Genomic DNA, 12,746 nt, shown 5'->3' on the forward strand with positions numbered 1-12,746 from the left:
GGGCATGAACGTCATCTCCGCCAAAGACCACGGCGAGTCCTTCCAGATGCTGGAAACCGGCCGCGCCGTTGCGTTCATGATGGACGACGCCCTGCTGGCCGGTGAAGCAGCCAAGGCCAAGAAAGCCTCTGACTGGGCCGTGACCGGCACTCCACAGTCCTACGAAATCTACGGCTGCATGGTTCGCAAAGGCGACGCGCCGTTCAAGAAGGCTGTAGATGACGCCATCAAGGCCACCTACGCGTCGGGCGAGATCAACAAGATCTACGAAAAATGGTTCATGCAGCCAATCCCGCCAAAAGGCCTGAACCTGAACTTCCCGATGAGCGACGAGCTCAAGGCCTTGATCGCCAATCCGACCGATAAAGCGGCTGACGACAAGTCTGCGGAAAAAAAGTCCTGATTTCTGACTAACCTTATCTCCTGACAGGGCCCAGGCCCTTTCAGGAGGTTGTCACTCCCTGCTGGCATTTTAGGAAACACTCGGACCGGTGGCTGTCGAGCCGATCGCGTGTGCCTGAACATCGAGTTCAGGCGGGAACGGAGCTTCCCCAAGCGGGTACTTGTACATCGATCGATCTGAGGGGAGACCCTAATGAATTACAACTGGGACTGGAGCGTGTTCTTCAAGTCCACCGGCGTGGGCAGCGAGACGTATCTCGACTGGTACGTGTCCGGTCTGGCCTGGACCATCGGCATCGCCATCGCGGCCTGGATCATCGCCCTGACACTGGGTTCGATCCTGGGTGTCATGCGTACCGTGCCGAACCGCATCGTATCGGGCATCGCCACCTGCTACGTCGAACTCTTCCGCAACGTGCCGCTGCTGGTGCAGTTGTTCATCTGGTACTTCCTGGTACCCGATCTGCTGCCGGCTGACCTGCAAGAGTGGTACAAGCAGGACCTGAACCCGACGACCTCGGCCTTCCTCAGCGTGGTCGTGTGCCTCGGCCTGTTCACCACCGCCCGCGTTTGCGAACAGGTGCGCACCGGTATCCAGGCGCTGCCAAAAGGCCAGGAATCCGCGGCCCGCGCCATGGGTTTCAAGTTGCCGCAAATTTACTGGAACGTGCTGCTGCCCCAGGCTTACCGGATCATCATTCCGCCGCTTACCTCGGAATTTCTCAACGTCTTCAAGAACACCTCCGTGGCCTCGCTGATCGGTTTGATGGAGTTGCTCGCGCAGACCAAACAGACCGCCGAGTTCTCCGCCAACCTGTTCGAAGCCTTTACCCTGGCCACGCTGATCTACTTCACCCTGAACATGAGCCTGATGTTGCTGATGCGTCTGGTCGAGAAGAAAGTCGCCGTGCCGGGCCTGATTTCCGTAGGGGGTAAATGATGGAATTCGACTTCTCGGGCATCATCCCGTCCCTGCCGGGCTTGTGGAACGGCATGGTCATGACCCTCAAGCTGATGGCCATGGGCGTGATCGGCGGGATCATCCTCGGCACCATCCTGGCGTTGATGCGCCTGTCCCACAACAAGTTGCTGTCGAACCTGGCCGGCGCCTACGTCAACTACTTCCGCTCGATCCCGCTGCTGCTGGTGATCACCTGGTTCTACCTGGCGGTGCCGTTCGTCTTGCGCTGGATCACGGGCGAAGACACGCCGATCGGTGCGTTCACCTCGTGCATCGTCGCCTTCATGATGTTCGAAGCGGCGTACTTCTGCGAAATCGTCCGTGCCGGTGTGCAGTCGATTCCCAAGGGCCAGATGGGTGCTGCCCAGGCGCTGGGCATGTCCTACGGCCAGATGATGCGCCTGATCATCCTGCCGCAAGCGTTCCGCAAGATGACGCCGTTGCTGCTGCAACAGAGCATCATCCTGTTTCAGGACACCTCGCTGGTCTACGCCGTCGGTCTGGTGGACTTCCTCAATGCGTCGCGCGCCAGTGGCGACATCATTGGCCGCTCCAATGAGTTCCTGATTTTCGCGGGTCTCGTGTACTTCATCATCAGCTTTGCCGCCTCGCAGCTGGTCAAGCGTCTGCAAAAAAGGTTCGCCGTATGATCTCTATCAAAAGCATCAACAAGTGGTATGGGGACTTCCAGGTACTGACTGATTGCAGCACCGAGGTCAAAAAAGGCGAAGTGATCGTGGTGTGCGGGCCATCCGGTTCCGGCAAATCGACCCTGATCAAATGCGTCAACGCCCTGGAACCGTTCCAGAAAGGCGACATCGTGGTCGACGGCACCTCCATCGCCGACCCGAAAACCAACCTGCCGAAACTGCGTTCGCGCGTGGGCATGGTGTTCCAGCATTTCGAGCTGTTCCCGCACCTGACCATCACCGAAAACCTGACCATCGCGCAGATCAAGGTGTTGGGCCGCAGCAAGGAAGAGGCGACCAAGAAAGGCCTGCAATTGCTCGAACGTGTCGGTCTCTCGGCCCACGCCCACAAGCACCCGGGCCAACTGTCCGGTGGTCAGCAGCAGCGTGTGGCGATTGCCCGTGCACTGGCGATGGACCCGATCGTCATGCTGTTCGACGAACCGACCTCGGCGCTGGACCCGGAAATGGTCAACGAAGTGCTGGACGTGATGGTGCAACTGGCCCACGAAGGCATGACCATGATGTGCGTGACCCACGAAATGGGCTTTGCCCGTAAAGTGGCTGATCGCGTGATTTTCATGGACCAGGGCAAAATCATCGAAGACTGCAAGAAAGAAGAGTTCTTCGGCGACATCAGCCACCGCGCCGAGCGGACGCAGCACTTCCTGAACAAGATTCTGCAGCACTAATCAGCAACTGGCTTTGCTCCTTGTGGCGAGGGAGCTTGCTCCCGCTGGGTCGCGCAGCGGCCCCGAAACCTGTAAATGCAATTTTTCTGACACACCGCATTCATCGGTTTTACGACTGCTTCGCAGCCGAGCGGGAGCAAGCTCCCTCGCCACAGATTCTTCGTTCGGCAGGAACCAGAGCAAGCCCGTTGCCATGCTGGTTGACCCAAGGCATCTGTGATGAAATGCGACCCCGAACTCTACCGCGCCTCGTCGCCATCACTCGCCGTGAAACCTCGTCTGATCCGCCATCTGTTCCTGCCGCCGCTGATCATCGCGCTGATGATCGGACTGGGTTACATCGGCTTCTGGGTCAGTGAACACTACGGCATTCGCAGCCTCGGCGAAAACGGCCAGCGCCAGCTGGAGCTGCACGCCCGCGCCGTCGAAAGCGAAATCAGCAAATACACCTACCTGCCCAGCCTGCTGGAACTCGAAACCAGTGTTTCGAAGCTGCTGGCCGACCCGACTCCGGAACACCGGCAAACGGTCAACGATTACCTTGAAGGCCTGAACCGACGCAGCCGCAGTCGGGCCATTTATGTGATGGACACCACCGGTCGCGTCATGGCCACCAGCAACTGGCGCGATGTCGACAGCTATCTGGGTGAAGACCTGTCCTTCCGTGCCTACTTCCAGAACGCCGTGCGCGGCCAGCCCGGGCGCTTCTACGGCATCGGCAGCACCAACGGCGAACCTGGTTACTACCTGGCCCATGGCCTGGAAGAACACGGCAAGATCATCGGCGTCGCGGTGGTCAAGGTGCGTCTCGAAGCCATGGAAGAACGCTGGCAACGGGCGCGTCTGGAAGCCTTCGTCAGCGATGAGAACGGCATCATCATTCTCTCCAGCGATCCGGCGCGCCGCCTCAAGTCAGTAGTGCCGCTGAGCGATGACACCAAAGAAAAACTCGCCCGCAGCCTGCAGTACTACTGGTTTCCGCTGAACGAATTGCAACCGCTGGCCCGGGAAACTCTGTCTGAAGGTGTGGAAAAACTCACCTTCCCGGCCAACAGTGAACTGGTTTCCGACGACGAGAACATCAGCTATCTGTCACAGACCCGGCCACTGAGCGACACCCCCTGGAACTTCACCCTGCTGACACCGCTCCAGGATCTGCGTCGCGAAGCGATCAATCAGGGGATTCTGGTGGCCGTGGCATTTGCCCTCGTGGCGTTCCTGCTGATTGCCTGGAACGAGCGGCGCAAGGTCATCGCCACCCGCCTCGCGGCCCGGGAAGCCTTGCAGGAAGCCAACAATCAACTGGAGCGTCGGATTACCGAACGCACCGTCGACCTGCGCGCCAGCAACGAGCGGCTCAAGGGTCAGATCCGCGAACGCCGTCAAGCCGAAGAGACTTTGCGCCGTGCCCAGGATGAACTGGTGCAGGCCGGTAAACTTGCGGCGATCGGCCAGATGTCCACCAGCATCGCCCATGAGCTGAACCAGCCGCTGGCGGCGCTGCGCACGTTGTCCGGCAATACCGTGCGCTTTCTGGAACGCGGCCAACTCGACGTGGCCAGTACCAACCTCAAGACCATCAACGAACTGATCGACCGCATGGGCCGCATCACCGCCAGCCTGCGCTCCTTCGCCCGCCGCGGTGACGACAAGGGCCAGGCGTGTCTGGGCAAGGGCGTGGACGCAGCCCTGCAATTGCTCGGTGGCCGAGTGGAAAGCATCGCCCTGCAATTGCACCGTCACTTTGAAGATGTGCAGGTGCAAATCGACCAGACCCGCCTCGAACAGATCCTGGTCAATCTCATCGGCAACGCCCTTGACGCGATGCAGGCGCAACCGCAGCCCGAGTTGTGGCTCGAAGGCGAAACCTTCGATGGCAAGTATCGGCTGCGGGTACGTGACAACGGCCATGGCATCGACGCCGAAGCGCGCAAGCATTTGTTCGAACCGTTCTTCACCACCAAACCCGGCGAACAGGGCCTTGGCCTTGGCTTGACCCTTTCCGCCAGCCTGGCCGCCGCCACCGGCGGTCACCTGGGTGTCGAACACCCGGCCAGCGGTGGCACCGCATTCGTTCTCAGTTTACCGTTGGTAAGCCCCCTTCCCGCCGAGCCAATATGAACAACGACCTTAGTGTATTGATCGTCGAAGACGACCCCCACGTGCTGCTTGGCTGCCAACAGGCGCTGACCCTGGAAGACATTCCGTGCGTAGGTGTCGCCAGTGCAGAAGAAGCCCTCGAGCGGGTCGGCGACAACTTTGCCGGCATCGTCATCAGCGACATTCGCCTGCCGGGCATCGATGGCCTGGAGTTGCTGAGCCGCCTCAAGGAGCGAGATCGCAGTTTGCCGGTGGTGCTGATTACCGGCCACGGCGATATTTCCATGGCCGTCGGCGCGATGCAGAAAGGCGCCTATGACTTCATGGAGAAACCGTTCTCCCCGGAGCGCCTGGTGGACGTAGCGCGGCGCGCGCTGGAGCAACGCAGTCTGGCGCGGGAAGTCTCGTCGTTGCGTCGGCAACTGGCCGAGCGCGACTCCCTCGAAGGGCGGATCATCGGCCGTTCGCCGGCCATGCAAAACTTGCGCGAATTGATCGCCAACGTCGCCGATACTTCGGCCAACGTGCTGATCGAGGGTGAAACCGGCACTGGCAAGGAATTGGTTGCCCGCTGCCTGCACGACTTCAGTCGTCGGCACACCAAGCAATTCGTGGCGCTGAACTGCGGCGGCCTGCCGGAAAACCTGTTCGAGAGCGAAATCTTCGGCCACGAGGCCAACGCCTTCACCGGCGCCGGCAAACGGCGAATCGGCAAGATCGAACACGCCGACGGCGGCACGCTGTTCCTCGATGAAGTGGAAAGCATGCCACTGCCCTTGCAGATCAAACTGTTGCGAGTATTGCAGGAGCGCACCCTCGAACGCCTCGGTTCGAACCAGAGTGTGGCGGTGGATTGCCGGGTGATCGCGGCGACCAAATCCGACCTTGACGAATCGAGCAAGGCCGGCGAATTCCGCAGCGACCTGTATTACCGCCTCAACGTGGTAACCCTGGAACTGCCACCGCTGCGTGAGCGCCGCGAAGACATCCTGCAATTGTTCGAGTATTTCTTGCAGCAGTCGTCCTTGCGCTTCGACCGTATCGCACCGGAACTGGATAACCAGACCCTGTCGAACCTGATGAGCCACGATTGGCCGGGTAACGTGCGCGAACTGCGCAACGTCGCCGAGCGCTTTGCCTTAGGCCTGCCGGCATTCAAGAAACCCGGCGCAAGTGGCAGCGCCCAAGGCCTGGCGTTCGCCGAAGCGGTGGAAGCGTTCGAACGCAACCTGTTGAGCGATGCCTTGCAGCGCAGCGGCGGCAATTTGACCCAGGCCAGCCAGGAACTCGGCATGGCCAAGACCACGCTGTTCGACAAAGTGAAGAAGTACGGGTTGAGCCACTGATTCACCAATCCCTGTAGGAGCCGGCTTGCTGGCGATGGCGGTATGTCAGTCAGCATTGATTTGACTATTAGACCGCTATCGCCAGCAAGCCGGCTCCTAAAGGTTTGGGGTTTAGCGTCCGTACACTTTCTCAAGCTGCGCCTGGGTCAACGCATCCTCGAACGGCACCGGTACGGACTTCACCGCGCCGTAAAGATTGCGGTAACGCCAATAGTTGCCGTTGTTCGCCAGTTGATAGCCACGTTCGACCACACGCCGGCCATCGAGCACGTAACGCAAGGTTTCCTGAGCGGCCGGTGGCGGAGTCGGTTGCATCAAGTCCGTGGCCAGCACGCGCATGGACTCGTCGATGCACTCATCGAGCACCGCGGTGACTTTTGCCAGTTCAAGGCCACCGTCATCGACACATTGGCTACCGCAACGACGGATCGGCTGGCTGGTCACTTCGATGCGCATGCGGTACAGCGGCGACCCGGCGATGTCCTGGACCTGAACCTGATTGACCAGGACAAAACTGCCGCGATCGGGGGTCAACATCAGTTTCGGCTCAATCAACAAACGCGCCGTCACCTGCCCTTCGCCCTGCTTTAATCCGGCCACTTGCGCGGCATGCTGATAGCGTTGCTGCAAGCGCTCCTGCAAGGGTACGCCGGCGAGCAGATCCGCCATGGGGCGTGAGTCCTTGAGGGCGGACTTTTCCGCATCACGCTGCAAGGTGCCGCTGCCCATCTGGGTATTGACCAGACTGGCTACCAACACCCCCGCCAACCCGGCGCTGGTGCCCGAACTGAGCAACAGCGCCTGACTCGAAGACGCAGCCTTCAACGCCTCTTGGCTGTCAATCACGGTGCTGGCGCCGACGAAGGCTTGCGTTACCTGCACATCGACCTTGAGTCCGTGTGCTTGAACATAAGGCAACGCCCCGTGGTCCTTGAAACCGGCCTCGGGAGCCGGCTTCTGCGCACAGCCAGTGACCATCAGCAGGGCCAGTGCGCCGGCCGCTACGATTGAGCGCTTCATTTGGCGAACGGGGTGATCATTTGCTGACGGCTGTTATCCACAGCCTGGTAGAACGCGTTCGACAAGTTGGTGTAGGTCGGTTCGTCCCACTCACCCTGTGCCGCTTGTACCGCGACAAATGGCTGGAACCACAACAGTTTGTTGTCGGCCAGATCAACCACCATGCCCTGCCCGCCCACCTGCGCCATCGGCACGCTGGTCGGCACGATGCTGTAGTAGCTGCGGGTCGCACCGGTGGCGGTGACGTACACCAGCAGCAAGCGATCGATACCGTATTTGGCTTTCATCGGGGTCAGGTCTTTGATCGTGTAGCCTTCGCGAAATTTGGTTTCCTTGTAGGCCTTCAGATCAACCTTGTCGTCGATGCGCTTGGCTTTGTAGCCCTTGGCTTGCAACTTGGCGACGATGGTATCCGGCAGGGTTTCGAAATCGCGCACTTGCCAGGTTTTGACGTTGTCGCTGAGCTTGCTGTTGACGCCCGCGTTGATCGCGTAATCGAGAAGCCCCTGATTGCCGGTCAAGGCCAGTACTGGCGGCGGCAATTCGCTGATTGCGACGCCGATGGTCGGCTCCTTGGCATCCCAGAATTGTTGGTCGAGCGGTACGGGAGGTTGGACGTTGGCGCAGCCGGTGAGGGTCAGGCAGGCGAGCAAAGTGACTGCAGCGAGGGTGCGTAGAGCGTGAAAAAACATGGATCAAGTCCCTATGATTGAAAGTCGCTGTCTGTATCGACAGCGACGACGCAAACAATAGTGGCACATTGATATATTTTTGACGACAGTGTTTTGTCAGCTGACAGCAAGCCCCTGTGGTCACGGGTTACAAGAGGTTGTGCTCGGCCACCGGCTCGATCTGCGCCCAGTGGGAAGTGTCGTCGCGATGTTCGCGCAAATACGGCAGCACCGCCGCCAGTAACGGCGCCTTGAACGCTTCCTGAAAACGATGGGCCAGGCCCGGAATCAGCTTCAACTGACTGCCACGCAAATGCGCCGCCAGGTGTACGCCATGCATCACCGGCAGCAAAGGGTCGGCGGTGCCATGCACCACCAGCGCCGGCACCCGCAATTGGTTAAGCAGTGCCACCCGACTCGGCTCGGCGAGAATCGCCATGATCTGCCGCTTCACGCCTTCGGGATTGAACGCCCGGTCATAGGACAATGCCGCTTGATGCAGCAGTGCTTCACGATCATCAGCCACCGTCGGACTGCCCAGCGCCGCCAGCAAATCGGCCTGTTGCTCCAGGGCGACCTGGCGGTTGGGCGCTCCACGCCGCGACAGCAATTGCACCAGCGCCGCACTCGGTGCCGGCAAGCCCTCGGCACCGGAAGTGGTCATGATCAGGGTCAGGCTCTCGACCCGTTGCGGCGCCATGGCCGCCATGTGCTGGGCGATCATTCCGCCCATGCTCGCACCCAGCACATGGAACTGCTCGATGTGTAAGGCGTCCATCAGGCCCAGGCCGTCGTTCGCCATGTCGGTCAACGAGTACGGTGCCGACACCGGCAGACCGAGTTTGTAGCGCAGCACTTCAAACGTCAGGTTGGCCTCGAGCGGCGTATGCCGCCAGGTCGACAAGCCGACATCGCGATTGTCATAACGGATCACGCGAAAGCCCTGCTGACACAACGCGACCACCACTTCGTCGGGCCAGTGAATCAATTGCCCGCCCAGCCCCATCACCAGCAGCAGCGCCGGGTCCGAGGCACGGCCGATGCTTTGATACGCCAGGCTCACCTGATCCAGATCGACTCGCTCGGTCGGTACATCGACATCGCAACGAGACGCCGCCAAGGACGGCAGGCCGAACAGACATGCGGCCAAAAATACTATTCTCGATAAAAAAACACGCATGAAAAACACCAAAACGCAGAACCCCAGTAGAGCGCGAGTCTGATGAAGTTTGTTCAAGCGCGCTGCCACACTTCCATGACAGTTTGATGAAGAGTGCCGGGCGGTCATTTTCCAATCAGAAAGATCGCCGCCTGCGGCAGCTCCTGCGGGTGTTTAGATTTCCCCGCAGGCGGAGATCTTTCGATCTTCGTCAAGCCAACTGACTGCGCAACTGTCGCGCTGCCGCCACCATGTTCACCAACGCCGCCTCAGTCTCCGGCCAGGCACGGGTTTTCAGACCGCAATCGGGGTTGACCCACAAGCGTTCGGCCGGAATGCGCTGTACCGCTTTGGCCATCAGCCTGACCATTTCCGCCGTGTCCGGCACCCGTGGCGAGTGGATGTCATAGACGCCCGGGCCGATGTCGTTCGGGTAATCGAACGCCTTGAAGGCTTCCAGCAGTTCCATGTCCGAACGCGAGGTTTCAATGGTGATCACATCAGCGTCCATGGCCGCGATGACTTCGATCACGTCGTTGAATTCGCTGTAGCACATGTGGGTGTGGACCTGGGTTTCATCACGCACACCGCTGGCGCTCAGGCGGAATGCATGCACGGCCCAGTCCAGATACTCCTGCCATTGCGCCCGGCGCAGCGGCAGGCCTTCACGGAACGCCGCTTCGTCGATCTGCACGATCTTGATCCCGGCAGCTTCCAGGTCCAGTACCTCATCACGCAGGGCCAGGGCCAGTTGCTGCGCCTGGACTTTGCGCGAAATGTCTTCGCGCGGGAACGACCACATCAGCATGGTCACGGGACCGGTGAGCATGCCTTTCATGACTTTGTCGGTCTGGCTCTGCGCATAGCTGATCCAGCCGACGGTCATGGCTTTAGGGCGGCTCAGGTCGCCGTAGATGATCGCCGGTTTCACGCAACGCGAACCGTAGCTCTGGACCCAGCCGAAACGGGTGAAGGCATAACCATCGAGTTGCTCGGCAAAGTACTCGACCATGTCGTTGCGCTCGGCTTCACCGTGCACCAGCACGTCCAGCCCCAGATGTTCTTGTACCTGTATCGAGTGACGGATTTCGTGACGCATGGCGTCGGTGTAGTCGTTCACCGACAGCTTGCCTTGCTTGTGCGCCTGGCGGGCCAGACGAATCGAAGCGGTCTGCGGGAACGAACCGATGGTGGTGGTCGGGAATGCCGGCAGTTTCAGGCGTGCCCGCTGCTGCTCGATGCGCTCGGCGAACGGTGACTGGCGCTGGCTGTCGTTCGGGCCTATCGCCGCGATACGTGCCTGTACTTCGGTTTTGTGGATGCGTGGCGACTCGGCGCGGCTGATCTGAATGGCACGACTTTCGGCCAGGGCCGCTTGCACCTTGGGCGCCTGTGGATCGTTCAAGGCATCACGCAAAACCGCGATTTCGCCACACTTTTGCACGGCAAAGGCCAGCCAGCTTTTCAGCTCCGGGTCGAGCTTGTCTTCACGCTCCAGATCCACCGGGCTGTGCAGCAGCGAGCAGGAACTGCTGACCCACAGGTTGTCGCCAAAGCGCTCCTGGGCAAACTGCAGTTGTGCCAGCACCGGCTCCAGTTCGCAGCGCCAGACGTTGCGACCATTGACCAGCCCCACTGAAAGAATCTTGTAGATCGGCAGACGGTCGAGCACGTGCAGCAGTTGATCCGGGGCACGCACCGCGTCGATGTGCAGGCCTTGCACCGGCAGGCCGACGGCCAGACCGAGGTTGTCTTGCAGGCCGCTGAAGTAAGTCGCCAGGAGTTTTTTCAGCGGCGAATATTGAAGGATGTGGTAAGCGCGTTCGAAGGCGTTTTTCCACGCTTGCGGCAGGTCAAGGGTCAGGATCGGTTCGTCGATCTGCACCCACTCCACGCCTTGGGCGGCGAGGCGACCGAGGATTTCGCCATAGATCGGCAGCAGGCGTTCCAGCAGGTCGAGTTTGTCGAAGTCGTTGCCTTTGGCTTTGCCCAGCCAGAGATAAGTCAACGGGCCGATGATGACCGGTTTGACGGTATGGCCCAGGGCCTTGGCTTCCTCGACTTCGTCGAACAGCTGTTCCCAGCTCAATTTGAAGGACTGGTCAGCCGTGAATTCCGGGACCAGGTAGTGGTAGTTGGTGTCGAACCACTTGGTCAACTCTTGCGCATACTGCGCCTGGTCATGTTCGCCGCCGCAGCAGGTCGCGGTGGCGCCCCGGGCCATGGCGAACAGCGTGTCGAGGGTCGGCAGGCCGCGCTCGTCCCGGGTGTTGTCGAAACGCTCGGGGATCACGCCGAAGGTCAGGGAATGCGTCAGCACCTGGTCGTACCAGGCGAAGTCGCCGACCGGCAGCAGGTCGATGCCGGCGTCCTTCTGCAATTGCCAGTGGGTGGCGCGCAGCTGGCGGCCGACGCTGTTCAGCGCGTTCTGCTCGATGTCGCCCTTCCAGTAGGCCTCGAGGGCTTTTTTCAGTTCGCGGTCAGCGCCGATGCGCGGGAAACCAAGGGTGTGGGCCACGGCCATGTCGAAGGTGCTCCTGTGTAAATAATGGCGCTATTGTCGACAGCCAGGGCAACATGAGACAAACTCAACCTTTTCGTGTTGATCACAAGTTTTACTCATGGAGCCCCACGGTGCTTGAAATCCGTCACCTCAAGACCCTGCACGCCTTGCGCGAAGCCGACAGCCTGGTGGATGCGGCCGACCGCCTGCATCTGACCCAGTCAGCCCTGTCACACCAGTTCAAGGAACTGGAGGAGCGCATGGGCATGCCGCTGTTCGTGCGCAAGACCAAACCGGTGCGTTTCACCAGCGCCGGATTGCGCCTGCTGCAACTGGCCGACGCTACCCTGCCACTGCTGCGTGCTGCCGAGCGTGACATTGCGCGACTGGCCGGTGGCACCGCCGGGCGCTTGCACATGGCTATCGAATGCCACAGCTGCTTCCAATGGCTGATGCCGACCATCGACCAGTTCCGCGATGCCTGGCCGGAGGTCGAGCTGGACCTGGCCTCGGGCTTCTCCTTCGCCCCGCTGCCCGCCCTGGCCCGTGGCGATCTGGACCTGGTGGTCACCTCCGATCCGGTGGACCTGGTCGGCATCACCTACGTGCCGTTGTTCACTTACGAGGCGATGCTCGCCGTGGCCAACCAGCACAAATTGGCCAGCAAGGCGTACATCGTCCCGGAAGACCTGCTGACGGAAACCCTGATTACCTACCCGGTGGAACGGGATCGCCTGGATATCTTCACGCGCTTCCTCGAACCCGCCGACGTCGAACCGGCCCAGGTCCGTACTTCGGAACTGACGGTGATGATGATGCAACTGGTGGCCAGCGGACGCGGCGTGTGCGGCATGCCCCACTGGGCGCTGCATGAATACAGTTCACGGGGCTATGTGAAGGCCAAGCGGTTGGGTGAGAAAGGCTTGTTTGCGACGCTGTATGCAGCCATTCGGGCGGACATGCTGGATGCGCCGTATATGAGGGATTTTTTGCTGACGGCCAAGGACACGTCGTTTTCGACATTGGACGGGGTTAGCGCAGTTCGCTAAAACGACGAATCCCCTGCAGGCGCGAGGCTTGCCCGCGAAGGCGCCTTACCCGATCGTTCCCACGCTCTGCGTGGGAATGCAGCCCGGGACGCTCCGCGCCCCCTCCAGAGCCGAACGCGGAGCGTCCGTTGAGGCGTTACCACGCAGAGCGTGG

The 12,746-nt window shown here is 60.5% G+C and carries 11 protein-coding genes; 7 read left to right on the plus strand and 4 right to left on the minus strand.

Annotated features, from left to right (window positions below):
• The 6 genes from D8U18_RS19645 to D8U18_RS19675 form a co-directional block, all read left to right on the plus strand.
• Nucleotides 1–403, plus strand: a 403-nt coding sequence (locus D8U18_RS19645; protein WP_131108208.1) for a transporter substrate-binding domain-containing protein, incomplete at its 5' end; no start/stop codon positions are given.
• Between the two features lie 192 nt (nucleotides 404–595).
• A complete protein-coding gene (locus D8U18_RS19650) occupies nucleotides 596–1,342 on the plus strand; it encodes an amino acid ABC transporter permease (protein WP_056855249.1) in 747 nt (248 codons plus the stop codon).
• Complete coding sequence (locus D8U18_RS19655; protein WP_056855248.1) at nucleotides 1,342–2,013, plus strand: ABC transporter permease subunit; 672 nt, start codon at nucleotides 1,342–1,344, stop codon at nucleotides 2,011–2,013. Before D8U18_RS19650 ends, D8U18_RS19655 begins: the two co-directional genes overlap by 1 nt.
• Nucleotides 2,010–2,744, plus strand: a complete 735-nt coding sequence (locus D8U18_RS19660) for an amino acid ABC transporter ATP-binding protein (RefSeq protein ID WP_015093699.1) — start codon at nucleotides 2,010–2,012, stop codon at nucleotides 2,742–2,744. Before D8U18_RS19655 ends, D8U18_RS19660 begins: the two co-directional genes overlap by 4 nt.
• Nucleotides 2,745–2,963: 219 nt before the next feature.
• Nucleotides 2,964–4,865, plus strand: coding sequence for a sensor histidine kinase (locus tag D8U18_RS19670; protein WP_130904410.1), 1,902 nt, complete (start codon nucleotides 2,964–2,966; stop codon nucleotides 4,863–4,865).
• Nucleotides 4,862–6,190 carry a sigma-54 dependent transcriptional regulator gene (locus D8U18_RS19675; protein ID WP_131108209.1) on the plus strand — a complete coding sequence of 443 codons (1,329 nt, stop codon included), beginning with the start codon at nucleotides 4,862–4,864 and terminating at the stop codon, nucleotides 6,188–6,190. The genes D8U18_RS19670 and D8U18_RS19675 overlap by 4 nt, the downstream gene beginning before the upstream one ends.
• Nucleotides 6,191–6,301: 111 nt before the next feature.
• Here D8U18_RS19675 and D8U18_RS19680 read toward each other — a convergent pair whose 3' ends face one another.
• The 4 genes from D8U18_RS19680 to metE all read right to left on the minus strand — a co-directional run bounded on the left by D8U18_RS19680 (nucleotide 6,302) and on the right by metE (nucleotide 11,564).
• A complete protein-coding gene (locus D8U18_RS19680) occupies nucleotides 6,302–7,210 on the minus strand; it encodes a hypothetical protein (protein WP_056855245.1) in 909 nt (302 codons plus the stop codon).
• Nucleotides 7,207–7,902, minus strand: coding sequence for a hypothetical protein (locus D8U18_RS19685; RefSeq protein WP_056855244.1), 696 nt, complete (start codon nucleotides 7,900–7,902; stop codon nucleotides 7,207–7,209). The genes D8U18_RS19680 and D8U18_RS19685 overlap by 4 nt, the downstream gene beginning before the upstream one ends.
• Nucleotides 7,903–8,029: 127 nt before the next feature.
• A complete protein-coding gene (locus tag D8U18_RS19690) occupies nucleotides 8,030–9,061 on the minus strand; it encodes an alpha/beta hydrolase (protein WP_130907745.1) in 1,032 nt (343 codons plus the stop codon).
• Between the two features lie 190 nt (nucleotides 9,062–9,251).
• Nucleotides 9,252–11,564: a 5-methyltetrahydropteroyltriglutamate--homocysteine S-methyltransferase gene (gene metE, locus D8U18_RS19695; RefSeq protein ID WP_131108210.1), complete on the minus strand. Its 2,313-nt coding sequence runs from the start codon at nucleotides 11,562–11,564 to the stop codon at nucleotides 9,252–9,254.
• A gap of 110 nt (nucleotides 11,565–11,674) precedes the next feature.
• Here metE and metR point away from each other — a divergent pair, with 110 nt between their 5' ends.
• Entirely contained in the window at nucleotides 11,675–12,592 is a 918-nt protein-coding gene (gene metR / locus D8U18_RS19700; RefSeq protein ID WP_056855241.1) for a transcriptional regulator MetR, read from the plus strand.
• Nucleotides 12,593–12,746 lie beyond the last annotated feature (154 nt).

The sequence above is a fragment of the Pseudomonas sp. Sample_10 genome (genome assembly GCF_004321495.1).
In the GTDB taxonomy this organism is placed as follows: Bacteria; Pseudomonadota; Gammaproteobacteria; order Pseudomonadales; family Pseudomonadaceae; genus Aquipseudomonas.